The sequence below is a fragment of the Amycolatopsis rhizosphaerae genome (assembly GCF_007713715.1).
In the GTDB taxonomy this organism is placed as follows: Bacteria; Actinomycetota; Actinomycetes; order Mycobacteriales; family Pseudonocardiaceae; genus Amycolatopsis_E; species Amycolatopsis_E rhizosphaerae.
Map to the genome: position 1 here is coordinate 1 of NZ_VJWX01000013.1, position 17,002 is coordinate 17,002.

Annotated in this window: 14 protein-coding genes and 1 pseudogene; 7 read left to right on the forward strand and 8 right to left on the reverse strand. The window is 69.7% G+C overall.

Features of this window, described 5'->3' with window-relative positions:
• Both FNH05_RS02770 and FNH05_RS02775 read left to right on the forward strand, forming a co-directional pair.
• Positions 1–309, forward strand: a pseudogene (locus FNH05_RS02770) (aminotransferase class V-fold PLP-dependent enzyme); the annotation flags it as partial.
• Complete coding sequence (locus tag FNH05_RS02775; RefSeq protein ID WP_144585664.1) at positions 306–1,880, forward strand: ABC transporter substrate-binding protein; 1,575 nt, start codon at positions 306–308, stop codon at positions 1,878–1,880. The pseudogene FNH05_RS02770 and the gene FNH05_RS02775, both read left to right, overlap by 4 nt.
• Positions 1,881–1,919: 39 nt before the next feature.
• Here FNH05_RS02775 and FNH05_RS02780 read toward each other — a convergent pair whose 3' ends face one another.
• The 4 genes from FNH05_RS02780 to FNH05_RS02795 all read right to left on the reverse strand — a co-directional run bounded on the left by FNH05_RS02780 (position 1,920) and on the right by FNH05_RS02795 (position 7,273).
• Positions 1,920–3,644: an ABC transporter substrate-binding protein gene (locus tag FNH05_RS02780; RefSeq protein WP_144585665.1), complete on the reverse strand. Its 1,725-nt coding sequence runs from the start codon at positions 3,642–3,644 to the stop codon at positions 1,920–1,922.
• Positions 3,641–4,678 (reverse strand): NAD-dependent epimerase/dehydratase family protein, encoded by a 1,038-nt coding sequence (locus tag FNH05_RS02785; protein ID WP_144585666.1) that lies wholly within the window; start codon positions 4,676–4,678, stop codon positions 3,641–3,643. Before FNH05_RS02785 ends, FNH05_RS02780 begins: the two co-directional genes overlap by 4 nt.
• Position 4,679: 1 nt before the next feature.
• On the reverse strand, positions 4,680–6,032 hold the full coding sequence (locus tag FNH05_RS02790) for a nucleotide sugar dehydrogenase (RefSeq protein WP_144585667.1): 1,353 nt from the start codon (positions 6,030–6,032) through the stop codon (positions 4,680–4,682).
• Positions 6,033–6,139: 107 nt separating this feature from the next.
• Entirely contained in the window at positions 6,140–7,273 is a 1,134-nt protein-coding gene (locus FNH05_RS02795) for a DegT/DnrJ/EryC1/StrS family aminotransferase (RefSeq protein WP_144585668.1), read from the reverse strand.
• 148 nt (positions 7,274–7,421) lie between these two features.
• On the opposite strand from FNH05_RS02795, the gene FNH05_RS02800 reads away from it, so the two are divergent.
• Positions 7,422–8,420 (forward strand): aldo/keto reductase, encoded by a 999-nt coding sequence (locus FNH05_RS02800; protein WP_144585669.1) that lies wholly within the window; start codon positions 7,422–7,424, stop codon positions 8,418–8,420.
• A gap of 53 nt (positions 8,421–8,473) precedes the next feature.
• Here FNH05_RS02800 and FNH05_RS02805 read toward each other — a convergent pair whose 3' ends face one another.
• The gene (locus FNH05_RS02805; RefSeq protein ID WP_144585670.1) at positions 8,474–9,616 is read right to left on the reverse strand and encodes a glycosyltransferase; all 1,143 of its coding nucleotides are present in this window, start codon (positions 9,614–9,616) and stop codon (positions 8,474–8,476) included.
• Between the two features lie 193 nt (positions 9,617–9,809).
• On the opposite strand from FNH05_RS02805, the gene FNH05_RS02810 reads away from it, so the two are divergent.
• The 4 genes from FNH05_RS02810 to FNH05_RS02825 all read left to right on the forward strand — a co-directional run bounded on the left by FNH05_RS02810 (position 9,810) and on the right by FNH05_RS02825 (position 13,763).
• Complete coding sequence (locus FNH05_RS02810) at positions 9,810–10,700, forward strand: formylglycine-generating enzyme family protein (protein ID WP_246127471.1); 891 nt, start codon at positions 9,810–9,812, stop codon at positions 10,698–10,700.
• Positions 10,701–10,709: 9 nt separating this feature from the next.
• Complete coding sequence (locus tag FNH05_RS02815; protein ID WP_144585671.1) at positions 10,710–10,985, forward strand: MoaD/ThiS family protein; 276 nt, start codon at positions 10,710–10,712, stop codon at positions 10,983–10,985.
• Between the two features lie 37 nt (positions 10,986–11,022).
• Complete coding sequence (locus tag FNH05_RS02820; protein ID WP_246127474.1) at positions 11,023–12,198, forward strand: macrolide family glycosyltransferase; 1,176 nt, start codon at positions 11,023–11,025, stop codon at positions 12,196–12,198.
• Between the two features lie 62 nt (positions 12,199–12,260).
• Positions 12,261–13,763, forward strand: coding sequence for a B12-binding domain-containing radical SAM protein (locus tag FNH05_RS02825; protein ID WP_144585673.1), 1,503 nt, complete (start codon positions 12,261–12,263; stop codon positions 13,761–13,763).
• 294 nt (positions 13,764–14,057) lie between these two features.
• Here the strand turns inward: FNH05_RS02825 and FNH05_RS02830 are convergent, their stop codons facing one another.
• From FNH05_RS02830 to FNH05_RS02840, 3 genes are read right to left on the reverse strand one after another with little or no spacing between them, the layout of a single operon-like run.
• Positions 14,058–15,101, reverse strand: a complete 1,044-nt coding sequence (locus tag FNH05_RS02830; RefSeq protein WP_186382343.1) for an NAD-dependent epimerase/dehydratase family protein — start codon at positions 15,099–15,101, stop codon at positions 14,058–14,060.
• Positions 15,098–16,024: a transketolase family protein gene (locus tag FNH05_RS02835; protein ID WP_144585674.1), complete on the reverse strand. Its 927-nt coding sequence runs from the start codon at positions 16,022–16,024 to the stop codon at positions 15,098–15,100. The genes FNH05_RS02830 and FNH05_RS02835 overlap by 4 nt, the downstream gene beginning before the upstream one ends.
• Complete coding sequence (locus tag FNH05_RS02840) at positions 16,021–16,944, reverse strand: transketolase (protein ID WP_144585675.1); 924 nt, start codon at positions 16,942–16,944, stop codon at positions 16,021–16,023. Before FNH05_RS02840 ends, FNH05_RS02835 begins: the two co-directional genes overlap by 4 nt.
• Positions 16,945–17,002 lie beyond the last annotated feature (58 nt).

The following is a 17,002-nucleotide window of genomic DNA, read 5'->3' on the forward strand; positions in this document are numbered from 1 at the left end:
GCGTTGGTCGACGCCTTCGGCAGGGAGAACATCTACTCCCCGGCCGCCGACCCCCGCCTGCGCTCACCGCTGATCGCGTTCCACCCGTTCCGGCGTCGCGAGGATGCCTGGAACGTCAAGAAGTTCATGACGTTCGTCGACCGGCTCGAAGGCGAGCACCGGATCTGGATCCGATGGACCGAGTTCGATGTTCCCGGCTCGCCCCACCAGCACTACGCGGCCCGCGTCTGCACGCACCTGTTCAACGACCGCGACGAGATCGATCGCGCCGTGTCGGTCATGCGCGATCTGGGACGGGAGATGTCGTGACCACGCCGGCAACCGGAGACCTGCACCTGCCTGCCCCGCTCATGCCCGGTGACCTCGATCCGGCTCGGTCCCGGCCCGCCGCGGACGTGGTCAACCGGATGACCACACGGACGTTGTTCGGGTACCGGGCCGAGCCCGACCAGCGGGACTGGCGGGCGGTGGAGCCGGTCGGAGATCTCGCCATGGCCGTACCGTCGACCTACAACGCGGGTCTCGGCGCGAGCCTGCGGTCCTACGTGGTCCACCTCCGTCCGGGAGTCCGGTGGGACACCGAGCCGCCACGTGGGGTGACCGCCCACGACGTCGTCCGTGGATTCGCCCGAGCGTGCAGCCCCACCGCGCGCCCCGCCGGGATCGAGTTCCTGCTGTCGGGTGTCCGGGGGATGCGCGGATACGCGGATCGCTATGCCGGCGCCGTCGCAGGCCATGAACGCGACGTGGCGCGGCACCGAGCCTTTCGCGCAACGAACGCGATTCCGGGCGTATTCGCCCTTGACGACGAGAGCCTGGTGATCGAGTTCGAGCGCCCCGCCCTGGACGCCGTCGACATCCTCGCCCTGCCGTGCCTCGCGCCGGCTCCCGTCGAGTACGACGCCATCGTGCCCGGCGACGACGACTTCGTGCGGTACGCGCGCTCGACCGGGCCGTACCGGATCGCCGGACTGGATCCGGACGGCGGGGTCCTGCTGGAGCCGAACCCGGTCTGGGACCCCGCCATCGATCCGCTGCGCGAGCGTGCCTTCGGCGGGGTGACCCTCCGGCCCGGTGCCCCGGCGCCGGACGTGGCACCGGATACCGAGGTGCCCGAGGTACTGCACGCCTGCCTGCTGCCCAACGCCGGCCCCGGCCGTCCGCTCGCCGACCCGGCGCTTCTCCGGCTCGTCGCCTCGGCCGTCGCCCCCGAACTCGTGGCCGCGGCGGCCGAGGCACACCTGCCCGGCGTCCGGGCCGCCACCCGTGTGGTGCCCCCCGGTAACAGCGGGAACCCGGGTGACGGCCCGGATCGGGAACGCCTGGACCCCGACCCGCCGAGCGGACCGGCCGACGGCACGACACTCGTGCTCGTCCGCCCGGACACCACCTTTGCCTCCGTTGTGGCGGACGCCGTGGCGGGATGCCTCGAGCGCGCGGGAATTCGGGTCACGGTCCGGGCGATCGGGGCGGCCGCGCATGCCGAGTTGCTGTACGGCGACAGTGATGGCGACGGCGAGCATGACCTGCTCTTGACCGGGTGGGCCGCCCGGTGGCGCCATCACAACTACCGTGCCTACCTGCAGCCTCTGCTCACCCGGCGGACCGGACGCGTCGATGGCACCGTCTTCGACGTCCTGATCGACGAGGCGCTCGACGCGGACTCCGATCCGCGGGCCGCCAAGGCGGCATGGGCGAGGGTGGAGGAGGCGGCGATGACCCGCGCGGCGGTGATACCGCTTCTGCACGGGCCGCCGCTGGCCGCGCGGAGGGTGCCGGGAATGGGCCAGGTGACACCGATGTACTCACTGGGGATGGCCGCTGACCCGGTCGCGCTGCGCCCCGAGGGATCACCCGCGGCCGATCGCCTCCCCGTGTGATCCGTGCACGGGCTGGTTCCTCCGGGGTCCCCGGCTGCGTCAGTGGGCCAGCCAGACATTGGCGGCGTCGTACCAGCGGTCGATGTGCGGCATCGGGATCGCGTTGCGTACCCGAGGGCTCGTGACGTGCAGGATCGTCGGCTCGCAGACCAGCAGGGGCACCACGGCCGCGGCGTCGCACACGGCCCGGTCCACGGCATGCCACAACTCCGCCGACCGATCAGGGTCGGGCTCCGAAAGCGCTTCGGCGATCATCGCGTCGACGGCGGGATCGCGGTAACCGCCGTAGTTGCAGCTGCCGGCCCCGGACGGGGACTCGAACAGCGGCTGAACGCAGGTCCGCCCATTGTTGCCGAACCAGTCCGGCGTCCAAGCGGCCGCCGTGACGTCCCAGTCACCGGCGAGGGAACGCTCGGGGTCCTGCAGAATCCGGTAGTACTCGTCGGCGTGCTCGATCCGGACCAGTTCGATGTCGACGCCCGCCGCGCGGAGGTCGTCGGAGTACCTGTGCGCGATGTCGCCGTGCGGAGTCTCCATGCGGTACAGAACACGCAGCCGCATCCCCTCGCAGCCGGCGGCGTTCAGCAGCGCCCTGGCCAGTTCCGGATTCCCGCCGTCGGTGGTACCGGACGGCGGTGGCCGATACCCGACATTGCCGGGCGGGATGACGCCGTGCGCGGTACGGGTGACGGTGCCCAGGTCCATGCGATCCATCACTTCGACCAGCGCGGCCTTGTCCACGGCGACGCCAAGAGCCCGCCGGACGGCCGGGTCCCGCAGTTCTCGCCGCGGCCCGCGCACGTTGAACACGAGATACGGGTTGAGAGCGAAGCCGACGTGCCGGTCGGCGTCCGGGGACAGGCGGTCGTGGCTGATGACCGGTGCCCCCCACGACAGGTCTGCCCGGCCGCTCGCCACCTCGGCCCGGACGACGTCGTCGTCGACTCGGGCCATCCGAACGTCGATACCGTCGACCCAGGCCGCCCGCAGGGGATCGGACGCCGGGTTCCAAGCGGGGTTGCGCCGCATCGACAGCTGCTCGCCGGGCCGGTAGCGGGTCAGCCGGTAGGGGCCGCAGGATCGTACGACGTCCGCGAAACCCGGGCCGCCGGGTACCACGGCGTCGTACTCGGCGGGAGCCGGTGAGGCGTAGAGCGTGGCGAGGATGTTGACGATGTCGTTCGCCGGCCGCACCAGCTCGATCTCCAGCGCCCGCTCGGCCGGCACCCGCAGCCCGCTGATCTCGTGGGTGTTCTGGTAGCGGGCCGCGGTCTCCGGGCCGGCACCGTCCCGGTCGATCGCGGTCCGGTAGCCGTCGGCGAACGCGGCCATCCCCCGCACCGTGCTGGTGAAGTAGCCGAGCGAGCCGGTTCCCGTCACGGGGCAGGCCAGGCGCTTCAGACCACGAACCACGTCGGCGGCGGTGACCTCGCGCGGTGGGTCGGTGTCCCAGTACACGCCGGGCCGGAGCTCGATGCGGTGCACCAGGCCTCCCGGATCGATCCCGCCGTTGTCCCGTGCCGGCACCGCCATCGCCAGGTCCGGCACGGGAGTCAGCGCGTCCTCGCCGGCGGTGGTCGGGTAGGTGAACAGCTGCCGGGTGAACAGCCTCAGGATCTGGTGCGAGAACGCGTAGCTGGCGCACGCCGGGTCGATGTGGTCCATGCCGCCCGGCCCGAAGTACCGGAGGATTCCTCCCCGGCGGGGTCGCCCCTCACCGGGAAGGATCAGCTGCGGCACGGTCGCCGGGGTGGTGTGGATCATCTGGCGACCCCGCGCTCGTTCCGTTCGCCCCGGCTCTGCCCGGCCCACCAGTCGTTGGCGCGAGCCCAGGCGACGGTCTCGGCCAGGCCCTCCTCGATCTCGGTCGTCGCCCGCCAGCCCAGTAGCCCGGCGATCCGGGACGTGTCCGGGACACGGCGCGGAATGTCCTCGTACACCGTCCCGAACGCGGTGCGGGTGTCCAGCAGGACAGGTTCCACGGAGCAGCCGACGGCGACTCCCACGGCGCGGACGATCTCGGCGACCGTGGTCTCACGTTCGCTGCCGACATTGAGGACCAGTCCCTCCGCCGCCCGCGACCCGGCGACGGCAAGGGTGGCCGCGACGGCGTCCCGGACGTAGGTGAAGCACCGTGTCTGCTCACCCCCGTCGTAGAGCAGCGGGGGGTCGCCGTGCAGCAGGCGGTGCACGGTGTTGCTCACGACGTAGGCAGGCCGCTGGCGAGGACCGTAGACGTTGAAGTACCGCAGCACGGTGGCACGGGTGCCGTAGCGGCGGGCGTGGGCGAACGTCATGTGCTCGGCTGCCGCCTTGCTGGTGGAGTACGACCACCGGTCGGCCGTCGTGGGGCCGAGCACCCGGTCCGAGTTCTCGGCCCACGGCGTGTCGGGGTTGCGGCCGTAGACCTCGCTGGTACTGGCGAGGATCAGCTTGGCGCCGGTATCCCGGGTGGCGTCGAGGACGGCGCGCGTCCCGGTCACCGCGATGTCGATCACGTCGAGCGGGTCGTAGAGATACTGGTCGACTCCGACCAGCGACGAGAGATGGATGATCAGGCCGGTGCTGGGCGTGATCTCCCGGCGGACGAGGTCCGCGTCGCGCACGTCGCCCCGCACATGGCGCACGCTTCCGGCCCGGACGGCGAGGTCCGGCGGCGGGTCGGCGGGATCGAGGACGGTGATCCGCCGCCCTCGCGCGGCGAGTGCCTCGACCAGGTGGCTGCCGATGAAGCCGTGCCCGCCGGTCACGAGTACGTGTTCGGCGCGGGTCCCGAGCGGGGTTGGTGTCTCGGTCATGTCACCGGCCGATCCCTCGGTACCGCAGGTCGTGGTCGTGCAGTGAGCTGATCTCGTCCCGCGTGAAGTACCGGCGGCCGTCGAAGACGAGGCACCCGGCCCGGGTGGCGGCGCGCAGGCCAGCCGCGGTGAGCCTGCGGTACTCCCGATGTCCGGCAAGGAAGGCGACGGCGTCGGCCCCGGCCAGCGCCGCGTCGATCGAGGGTTCCGGTTCCTGGCCGAACAGGTCGCGGACCCGTTCCGGCTCTGCCAGCCCGTCGTGCAGCCGGACGGTGCAGCCGGCGCGGCGCAGGCACTCGACGAAGGGGGCGACAGGAGTCCGGCGCAGGTCGCCGGTGTCGCTTTTGAACGCGAGCCCGAGCACCGCGACGGTGGCGCCGGCCGGGTCCGTCCCGAGTTTGCGCAGCTCGTCGGTCAGGCTCCGGGCCGCGTGGCCCGGCATGGCGTCGTTCACGGCCCGCCCGGTCACGATGGTGCGCAACTCGACACCGCGGTCGGCAGCGGCCCTCACGGCCATGACGGGGTCCTTGGGCAGGCACGAGCCGCCGACGCCGACGCTGGGAAGCAGCACGTTCATCCGGCCCGCCCCTTTCGGGATGGTGTTGGCCGCGGTCACCACCTCCATCACGTCGATCCCGAACGCGTCGCAGAACAGCGCCAGCTCGTTCGCCATCGCGATGTTGTGGTCGATCCACCAGTTGCTCGCGAGCTTGACCGCCTCGGCGACGTCGGCGTCGGCGACCGGGTGGACGGGGACCCCGAGGTGGCGCCGCCAGAACGCGCTTGCCGCCTCGGCCGATGCCACATCGATCCCGCCGACGACGACGGCGAGTTCCCGCAACTGTTCGATCGCCTGTCCCTCGGCCAGCCGCTCCGGGCAGTGCGCGAGGCCGACGTCGACGCCCGGCCGCAACCCGTGCCCCGCCAGCAAGGGCGCGACCACGGTGCGGGTCGTACCGGGCGGCACCGTGCACTTGACGACGACGAGCTGCCCGGGGCGCAGCCGGGGGGCGAGGTCACGGCACGCCGCCTCCAGCTGGCTCGAATCGAGTCGGCCGTCGGCATCGATCGGGGTGCCCGGCGTGAGCAGGACGACGTCACAGTCGGCGGCCGACGACAGGTCCGGGGCCACGGTCAGCCGCCCGCTCGCGAGACCCTCGCGCAGCAGTTCGTCCAGACCGGGTTCGGCGATCGCGCACCTGCCGGCGCGCAGCCTTTCGACGTGAGCGCGATCGACGTCGGCCGCGACGACCCTGAGGCCGCGCTGTGCGAGCAACACGCCAAGGCACAGCCCGACATAGCCCGCTCCGACGACGAGCACGGACGGGTCGCGATCGTGCGGCAGGAAGCGCATGGTCGTACTCCAATCTCGACGCGGTCACCGCACTGGGTGCGCCGGCGCGAGCTCGGCGGTGATCCGCTGCGTGACGACGGCCGGAGGGATGGTCGGCGGAGGTGTGCTCACCATCCGGCGCGGACGGTGTCGATGATGTGCGCGCGTTGCTCATCGGTCAGCCACCAGCCGACCGGCAGATAACAGACCCGTCCGGCCACGGAGTCGAGCCCGGGCAGGGGTTCGCGGGCGGCGGCCACGGCAGGGTGTTCGTCGTTCCGTCGCACGATGATGCTCGTCTCGATCCCGGCCTCGCCGAGCCGGCGCATGAATCCCGGCCGGTCCTCGACCTTTACCGGGTAGGCCCAGAACGTCGGTTCCCGGTCGTCGGGCCGCGCGGTGTGCGCGAGCCCCGGCACGTCCTGGAGTTCCTTGTCGTAGTGGTGCGCGTTCGCCCGGTGCCGGGCCAGCAAGTCGTCGACGATCTCCAGGTTGGCCGCACCGATCTCGGCGTTGAGCTCGTTCATCGGGAATCGGAAGCCCCACTCCGGGACGACGTACTCGCCCCGGGCGCGGTCGTCGGCACGGTCGATCCCCAGCCAACGGGTACGGAGGGCACGCCGGTGCAGTTCCGCTTCCGGAAAGACCATCAGGCCACCGCCGCCCGCGGTCAGCAGCTTGATCGTCTGCAGGCTGTACACGGCGGTGTTGCCGTGGTTGCCCAGCGGCTTCCCACCGAAGGTCGCTCCCCAGGCCTGGGCGCAGTCCTCCACCACGGGAGGCCGGAAGCCGATGCGCCGTTCCGCCCGGTCCAGCACGGCGTCGAGCTTGCGCAGGTCGACCGGGAAGCCGAGCCAGTGCACGATGACGATCGCCCGCGTCCGTGGGGAGATCCGCCGTTCCAGGTCGTCGAGGTCGATGTTCAGCGTCGCCGGGTCGGTGTCGACCCACCGGATTTTCAGGCCGTTGCCCAGGATCGGCCAGTTGGTCCCCTCGAAGGTGAGCGGGGTGGTGAGCACCTCGTCCCGCTCGGGGCTGGGGTCGTGCCGGTACGGGTCGCGGCCCACGAGCAGGTACAGAGCCAGGTGCAGACCGGAGGTCGCACAGTTGACCGTGGCCACCCGGGAATTGCCGATCCGGCGCCCGAGTTCGGCCTCGAGTGCGTCGGCACGTGGTCCGTGTTCCAGCCTGCCGCTCCGGATGACCTCGGCCACCCGCTCCGGGGCATCGGGAGCCATCGCCACCTTGAAGACCGGGATCATGAGCACCCTCCGCCAATGTAAGTATCAACAAACATACCTAACTCGTCCACCGCGGGGCAACGCCGCAAGCTGGTCTACGATTCGGTTGTTTTTCATAGACCTATCTGTCACGGTAAAACCCGGTTGAATCACGGAAGAGGAGGTTCCGATGACCGCGGCGCAGGCCACGCACGTACCACTGGGTCGCGCCGGGCTCCGCGTCAGCAGACTGTGTCTCGGCACGGTGAACATCGGGGGGCGGGTCGACGGACGCGAGGCGCTGGCCTTGCTCGACGGGGCGCTCGACGCGGGAATCGACTTCGTCGACACCGCCGACATCTACGGCTGGCGGATCCATCAGGGACACACCGAAGAACTGCTCGGCGCCTGGCTCGCCCGGCCGGGCGTGCGAGACCGGGTCGTGCTGGCGACGAAGGTCGGCAACCGGTTCGGCGCCGGCCCGAACGACGAGGGGCTCTCCGCCCGCCACATCGTCCGGGCGTGCGAGGCCTCGCTGCGCCGGCTGCGCACCGATCACGTTGATCTGTACCAGATGCACCGGCCGGACCCGGCGACGAGCTGGGAGGAGATCTGGGAGGCGATGTGCCTGCTCGTGGCCCAGGGAAAGGTCCGTTACGTCGGCTCCTCCAACTTCGCCGGATGGCAACTGGCCTCCGCGCAGGAAGCGGCACGCTCACGGCACGCGTTCGGGCTCGCGTCGGAGCAGTGCCTCTACAACCCGCTCGTCCGGCACGCCGAGCTGGAGATCATCCCGGCGGCACGGCATTACGGGATCGGTGTGCTCGTGTGGTCACCCCTGTACGGCGGGCTGCTCTCCGGGGTGCTGGCCAAACTGGCCGACGGGACGGCCGTGAAGTCGGCCCAGGGTCGCGCGGCGATCGCACTCGATGGGCACCGCGCCGTCATCGAGCGATTCGAGCAGCTCTGCGCCGAGCGCGGTCGCCCGCCCGCCGAGGTCGGGATGGCGTGGACGCTCGCCCGGCCCGGCGTGACGGCGATCGTGATCGGGCCGCGAAATCCCGCTCACCTCAAGGGGGCGCTTGCCGCACTGCGGGAACCGCTGGACCCGGATCTCGGCGAGGCCCTCGACGAGTTGTTCCCGCCGATCGGTCAGGGCGGACCGGGTCCGGGCGCCTGGCTCACCTGAGGCGCGAGAAATTCCCGTCGGCTGCCCCGGGTTCCGCCGCTTACGGCGCACTCTCAGAGCTCGGCGATGATCCGCCGCGCCGTCTCGGCGGGCGAGGGCAGCGAATGCATTTCGTCGCGCACCACCGTCATCCGCTGGACGAGCCGGTCGTCCTTGATCAGCTCGGTCAGCAGCTCGGGGCTGACCTCGTCGGCCGAGCCGACCAGGCCGATTCCGAGTTCGCGGACGGCGGCACGTCCGGAGTGCTGGAACATGTCCCTGGAATCGGGCGCGAGGAGCTGCGGCGTGCAGGCCTCGATCGCCGTCATGATCATGCCGCCACTGCCGTGGTGCACCACGGCAGCGCACTGGCGGAGCAGCCGGTGGAGCGGCGTCCACCCGACCGCGTGGACGTTCGGGGGCAGCGGCCGGAGCGGGCCGATGTCGAGGTCACCGAGGGCCAGCACGAAATCGGCGTCCACCCGGGCGGCCGCCGCGACGATGGACTCGACTGCCCCGAGCCCGAAGGCCTGCAGCTCGATGGTGCCCATCGACACCGCGACCCGGGGCCGGTCCCGGTTGGGGGCGGTGGGCCAGCGGTCGCCGTGGACCTCGCCTCCGCCGTAGGGCACCCACCGCATGAACCAGCCCTCCGGCGAACGGTCGAGGATCATGCTCGGCGGGAAGGACTCGATGATCACGTCCGGTTTCGGCAGCGGCCTCGGGAGGTCGTACCGGTCGAAGAAGTCGCCGAGGAACCCGGCGACCGCATCGTGCATTCCCGCGGTCGCGAATGCCCCGTGGTTCCGCTGCACGGCGGGCACGCCGGCCCTGGCGGACGCGAAAAGGCCGGCCGTCGCGCCCTGCTCGTAGACCACCAGGTCGGGTCCGAAATCGTCGGTGAGCGCGATCAGGCCGTCGATCAGCGGACGGTTCACGGCGGCGATCTGGACTCCCCACTCGGCGAGGGCGACAGCCGGCCGCGTCGCTACGGTCGCGAGGAAGTCGGGATCGTCCTTGGCCACCTGCTCGAAGGCCTCGACGGAACTGAAGTGGGGCGCGACGTCCACGACCTCCAGGCCGGACCCCGCCGCCCGCTCCGCGTGCTCGGCGATGGCGATGACCACGTCGTGACCGTTCGCCCGGAACGCCCACGCGAGCGGAATCAGCGGGAAAAGATGTCCGAGGCCGGGCGACGAGACGAACAGAACATTCACCGGATTGCTCCTGACAGGGGAAAGCCGGCGTGGAGCCCGGCCCGTCGCCCCGGACGACAACAGATCGAAAACTATACAAGACAATAGTGTTGACCCAGTGAGCCTGTCCATACCTTGCCACTACCCGGCAGTCACTATAGACTTATTAATGATTGCAACCCGACGGGATGGCTCTATGGCAATCTTCGGAGAAGTGAAGCGCGGCAGCGTTGAGGCCGACGGATCCTTGGTGATCCACGGCGCAGCCTTCCAGCTCGGATCGCCGGAGTGGGTTATCGAGTGGCTCGAGAAGCAGGAGCAGGCGTTGCCGACGCCGTGGTTCCGGGACGAGACCCCGCAAAAGCTCGTGGAGGTCGCGCCGTTCGCGATGGACCGTCATCCGGTCACCGTCGGCCAGTACACGACTTTCGTCGAGGCCACCGGCTACCGGACGGTTGCCGAGCGCCGCGGCTGGGGTCTCGTCTACGGCGCGGACTACTGGCAGCAGACCCCCGGCGCGTCCTGGCGCCGTCCGGCCGGCGGTGCGGTCGACTACCACCCGCCGGACGACCACCCCGTCGTCCACGTCGCGGTCGAGGACGCCGACGCATTCGCCGCGTGGGCAGGCAAGCGGCTGCCCACCGAAGCGGAATGGGAACTGGCTGCGCGCGGTCCCGGGTACCGGCTGTGGCCGTGGGGCGACGAATGGTCGCGCGAACGGGCGAACACCGTGGAGCTGTGGATGGGCGAAGCCACCCGCGGCGCCGCCGAATGGCGAGCGTGGTGGAGGGCGCGTCAGCGCGACCGGGGCCCGGTCCCGCTGACTACACCCGTCGGGGCCCTGAGCCCGCACGGTGACAGCCCGTACGGGGTGGCGGACCTGGCCGGGAACGTTTACGAGTGGACGGCATCGCCGAGCCGGCTCTATGGCCCGTCGCCCGACTGCGACGATTCACTCCTGAACGTGATGGGCCGCTACCGCGTCATCCGCGGCGGATCGTGGATGAATCTGCGCTTCCAGACCCGCACGAGCGAGCGGCTGCACGGTGACCCCACCGGATGGGCCTGCTTCGCCACCGGATTCCGCTGTGTACAAGACCTCTGAGGATTTCCGATGCCGCATCTCATCGTCCCCGCCAGCTGGCACAACGCGACGTCGGGCAAGGCCCGCCTGGAGCTGCCGGCGGTCAACCTGCGCGAACTGCTGGATGCGTTCGTGCGCTCGCACCCGAAAGCCGGCTACCGCCTCTACTCCCCCGCCGGCGCACTGCTGCACTACCACATCTTCGTCGTCGACGGGGTGCAGGTGCCTCGCACGACGCCCCCCGACGACGTGAACCTCACCCACAGCAGCCGCGTCGAGATCATTCCGCCGCTGGTGGGGGGCTAGGCCGCCGATGAGTCCACGCCACATTCTCGTAGTCAACGTGCAGGGACACGGCCACGTCTACCCGTCGCTCGGCGTGGTCGGCGAACTCGCCCGGCGCGGGCACCGCATCTCGTACCTGACGGGACCGGCCTTCGCCGAGGAAGTCACCGCGGCAGGCGCCACGGTCGTGCCGTACAAGTCGGAGTTCGACGAATTCCACGTGCCCGACGTCGTCGGTCGGGAGGACGCCGAGACACAGCTGCACCTGGTGTACGTCCGGGAGAACAGGGCCATCCTCCGTGCGGCCGAGGAAGCGCTGCGCGACGACCCGCCCGACCTCGTGGCCTATGACGTGATGCCGTTCCTGGCGGGACGCCTGCTGGCCAAGCACTGGAACCGGCCGGCCGTTCGCTTCAACGGCGGCTTCGCCGAAAACGAGCACTACTCGATGTTCGAGGCGCTGTGGGCCAGCCACGGTCACCGTCACCCGGCCGACGTCGAGGTCGTGCACACGGTGCTGGTCGACCTGCTGGCCGAATACGGCATCGATACGCCGGTGAAGCAGTTCTGGCGCGAGATCGAGGATCTCAACATCATCCATCTGCCGAAGTCCTATCAAATCGCCCCCGAGACGTTCGACGAGCGGTTCGTTTTCGCCGGGCCGAACTTCGGCGGCCGGACGAAGGACGCGCACTGGCAGCCGCGCCGCCCCGGCGCGCCGGTCCTGCTCGTCTCGCTGGGGACGCTGTTCAACGAGCACCCGGACTTCTTCAGGACGTGCGCGAAGGCCTTCGCGGACACCCCGTGGGAGGTGGTCATGGCGATCGGCCGCTACCTCGACCCGGAGACGCTGGGACCGTTGCCGCCCAACGTCGAGGCCAAGGCGTGGGTACCGTTCCACGCTGTTCTCGAACACGCGACGGTGTGCCTGATCCAGGGCACGACCGGCGCCACGATGGAAGCCATGGACATGGGCGTGCCCGTGGTCGTCATGCCGCACTTCGCGACCGAGGCGGTCCCCTTCGCCCAGCGCACCGTCGAACTGGGCCTCGGCTACGAACTGCCGTCCGACCGGATCGACCCGTCCGGCGTCCGGGCGATCGTGGAGCGACTTGCGGCCGACACCGCGGTGAAGCAACGGGTGCTGCGCATGCAGCGCGACGTCAGGGAGTCGGGCGGGTCGGACAGGGGCGCCGACGAGATCGAGGCGTACATGACGCGCTGCGGGCTCTGACACCGCACCGCGAGACACCGGCCGGCGAATCGCCTTCCATCGAGGAAAAGAGGGCTTGGACAATGACGCTTCGAGACGTCAGCGTGCTGCTGCTGTACCCACCGAACCAGAACCTGCCCGGAACCGTGTGCAAGCCGAACGGCTCGCTCGCCTATCCGCATTTGGGTGGGGCGCTGCGGCACCACGGGGTGCCCGTGCGTGTCTTCGACGCCTGCGTCGGCGACGGTCCCGACGATCTCGACGACATTTTCGCCAACCCCTCGATGTTGTCGAGCGGCCTGCTGCGGACCGGCGTCGGCGACGAGCGGATTCTCGAGGTCGTGGCCGAGCACGACATCATCGGCATCACGTCGATCTTCACCGACCAGGAGTCGATGGTTCTGCACTGTGCCCGGCTGATCAAGGCGGCCTATCCGGGCAAGATCCTCGTCTCCGGCGGGGTGAACGCGCGCTCACGGCTGCCGAAGTTGTTCGAGGCCGGCTTCGACGTGGTGTGCCTGTCCGAGGCCGAGCACACCCTCGTCGAAATCGTCGAAGCCGCACGGCGCTCGGCCCGGCCGAGCTTCTCCCACATCCACGGCGTCGCGTTCCACGACGCCGACCGGATCCGACTCAACCCGGCCCGCTCGCAGGACATCGTGCAGGACCTCGACACGCTGCCCATGCCGGCGTGGGACCTGCTGCCCAATCAGCGCTACTGGACCCTCGCGCGGCCGCATTCGGGGCTGTTCGAGCCCGGTGCCGAACTGCGCTACGGCACGATGATGACCTCGCTCGGCTGCCCGTTCCACTGCGCGTACTGTCACATCGCCGGTGAGGAGGAGGGCAGCCTCAGCGGCCCCATCGGGAGTTTCCGGGTGAAGTCCGACGAGCGGGTGCTGGCCGAGATCGAAACGCTGAAGGGCCTCGGTGTGACGGACGTGTTCATCGAGGACGATTCGCTGCTCGGGCAGAAGAAACGCGGCCTGCGACTGCTGGAGAAGATCCAGGGCGCGGGCGTGACCGTCTGCGATCTCAACGGCATCAACATCATCCACCTGCTCAAGCGCTGGAAGCCCGACCACGAAGTGCTCGAGGCGTTGGCCATGGCGGGCTTCACGCAGCTCAACATGCCGTTCGAGACGGGCAATCTGCGGATCATGCGCAAGTACGCGAGCAACAAGCTCAACGTGGAGAAGGCCGATCTCCGCGGGCTGATCACCGCGATGAAGGAGTACGGCTTCAAGCTCTACGGCAACTACATGATGGGGTACCCGGACGAAACGCTGGAGGAGATCGAGACCACCATCGCCCTCGCCCGCGAGCACGTCTCCCACGGCCTGGACGCGGCGAACTTCTTCCTCGTCGTGCCGATGCCCGGCACACCGCTGTTCGACATGGCGATCGCCGGCGGCCACCTCAGCCCCGATTTCGATCCCGACAGGATGAACATCTACCACGCCACCATGACCAACACGGTGGTTCCCGGGAAGGTACTGGAAGAGCTGCGTGCCCGCGCGTGGGACGAGGTCAACTCCGCGAAGTGGAAGACCGCCAAGAAGGCCTGGGCGGCCACGGTGGTCTGACGGCAAGAGGTGCGCCGCGTCGTCTCTCGGGGATACCGGCTCCGCCGCCGGTAAAACACTAGGCGGTGTATCGAAGTCGAGCGTCGGTCAACACAAGTCGGATTTCGCGTCTTGAAGCGGCGACAGCCGCTTGCGCCACGCTGCCAACTGGCACCGCCGCGGGTTCTCAGGCGGTTCCTGGGGAGGAAAGCTCCGAGGTGGTGAATTGGCATTCATGAGGAGGAGATCCCACAGCCAGGGACCGCCTGAGGTTCCGCTACCCGCACCGCTACCCAAGCCACTTTGATACACGCCCTAGCCGAGCGGTATCCCCATCGAACGCGCATACCTCGCGCGTGCCCTTGAATTCCGCTCCAGCCAGTCCACCAGGGCACGGAATCCCTCGGCCAGGCCCCGGCTCGGCCGCCACCCGAGCCGGCGACGGCTGCGCGCGCAGTCCGCCACGCACAGCATCGTGTCCCAGGTTCGCGGCGCCATCGTCGACCAGCGTGGTTGCTCGTCGATGGCGAGTTCGCCCCGTGCCAGGTCGACGAGTTCGGCCAGCGACGTGGGTGTTCCGCTGCCGATGTTGAAGATGCTGCCGTGCTTGAGATGTGTGGCGCGCGCCGCTCGCACGAATGCCTCACAGACGTCGTCGACGAACACGAAATCCCGGACGGTCTTCGGGTCGGTGAGTGGGGGCAACCGCCGTCGCAGCCCGAACATCGCGAGGGCCGGCATCAGGCGGTACGGGTCCTCCCAGGGACCATACGCGGTACTGAGGCGCAGCGTGACGATGTGGGCTCCGCGCTCCATCGACACGGTCCGCGCATACCGCGTCGCCGCGGCCTTGCTGATGGCGTAGGAACCGAGCGGCGCGACCGGTTCCGACTCGCGCGCGGGATGGTCCTTGAAACCGTACTCGGCCGTGGAGCCCGCCTGGACGAACGCCTCGAACGCACCCGCGCCCGCCAGGTCGACGAGTCCGGCCGTCGCGTCCGTGTTGGTGGCGAAGATCGCGGCGGTGTCCGTCTGCCGGGAGTACGCGCCGTGCGCGGCGAGGTGGAACAACCAGTCGGCCCGGACCGCGCCGATCGTGGTCCGGACCGCCTCGGCATCGCGCAACTCGAGCCGGTGGAGCGTGATGTCGCCACGGATCTCCTCGATCCGCCACGTGTCGGTGCCGGGCCGCACAACAGCGTGCACCGAGTGACCGTCCCGCAGGAGCCACCGGCAAAGGTTCGCACCGACGAAGCCACTGGCTCCGGTGACGAGTACGCGCCGTGCCGACGGAGGGAAGCGTTCGAGCGCAGGGACGGCCAAGGGGTCACCGGGCGGGCCGACGGCACCCCTGCTCACGGCCGCGCGGATGCCACCAGCGACGTGACGGTACGCGCGATGGCGGTGGCCGACAGGCCGAACTGCTCCTTGAGGAACGCCACGGATCCCGTCGTCCCGCGTGGCAGATCGTCGAGGCCGCAGCGTCGCAAGCGGGTCGACAGTCCACGCTCCGCGATCACCTCGGCAACGAGCGTGCCCAAACCGCCGTCGACGAAGTGTGACTCGACGCTGACGGCGAAGGACACGTCGGAGAGGAGGTCGGCGAGGTCGTCGACGGGCGACGGGTTGAAGCTCTCGACGACCGCCACCGTCGCCTCCACACCCGCCGCGCCCAGTTGCGCGGCCGCGGCCAGCGCGTCGGTGGCGGTCGAGCCGAGCGCGATCAGTGCTATGTCGCTCCCGGTGCGCAGCCTGGTCAGCCTGCCGAGCTCGAAGTCCGTGGTGAGGCCGGGGACCGGTGCACCACCTTTGGAGAGGCGGTAGTAGATCGGCCGCGGTAGCGCGTACGTCTGCTTGAACGCGCCACGCGCGTGGGCGGCGTCGGCCGGGACGACGACGGTCAGCCCCCGTTGCAGGCGCAGGATCCCGACGTCCTCGAGCCCGTAATGGGTCGCGCCGTTGTTGCCGTACTCGAACCCACCACCGACGCCGACGATCCGCACCGGGAGCTGGTGCAGGACGGGGCCGTTGCGAATGAACTCGTACGGTCGCATCGACGCGAACGTCGCGATCGAGTACACGAAGGGGATCATGCCTGCTTCCGCGAGGCCGGTCGCCACGCCCACCATGTTCTGTTCCGCGACACCGATGTTGAAGAAACGGTCCGGGAACCGCTCGGCGAACGGCTCGAGCATGTTGAAGCCCAGATCGCCGGTGAGCAGGACGACACGGGGATCCTGTTCCGCCAGCTCGGCGAGCGTTTCGACGAATGCGGCTCTCATCGTCCCTCCGAAGGGGTGCCGGGTCCGGTCGCCGCGGTGGTGACCTCGGCGGCCGCGGTGGCGTACTGCTCGTCGGACAGCGGCCAGTAGCGCCAGCCGACGCGGTCCTCCATGAACGAGACGCCACTTCCCGCGGTGGTGCGCGCGAGCAGCACTTGAGGGCGCGACGAGGTGCCGTCGATCGAGTCGAGCGTCGCGCGCAGTGCCGCCACGTCATGGCCGTCGACCTCGTGGACCGACCAGCCGAAGGCCTGCCAGCGTGGTGCGAGGGGCTCGAGGTCCAGGATCCGGTTGGTCGGCCCGAACGCCTGTTGTCCGTTGACGTCGACGATGGCCACGAGCGAACCGAGACGGTGGTGTGCGGCGAACATCGCCGCTTCCCACACCGTTCCCTCGTTCAGCTCCGCGTCGCTGAGCAGCACGAACGTGCGCCGGGCCGATCCGGCCAGGCGAGCCGCGAGCGCGGAACCCGCCCCGTAGGACAACCCATGCCCGAGCGAGCCGGTGGAGAAGTCGATTTCCCCGAGCACGTGCTCGGGATGTGCCCCGAGCGCGGTCCCGTCCGTGCAGTAGCTCTCGAGCGCCGCCCGATCGATCCGTCCGGTCTCGTACAGCGCCGCGTAGAGCGCAAGCACGGCGTGGCCCTTCGACAGGATGAACCGCTCGCGGTCCGCGCCCTCACCACGCAGGATCCCTCCGAACAAGACCGCCATGATGTCCGCGATCGAGAGGGCGGAGCCGATGTGGCCGAATCGCGCACGATGCGACTGTTCGAGAATATGGAGCCGAATCCGATGCCGCATCGAGAGGTGCGCGGGGTCCTGCGCCGTGGTCGGCGGGCTCTGGTACGACGTCACCTTTCGGGGCGGTGGTTCATCCGGCGATCCGGTTTGTGGGCGGCGAAACGACGCAGTCGACATTTGAGCTGAATTCTCCGTTCCCGGGAAGCTCGCCGAAATGAAACACGGTCCGTTCCCG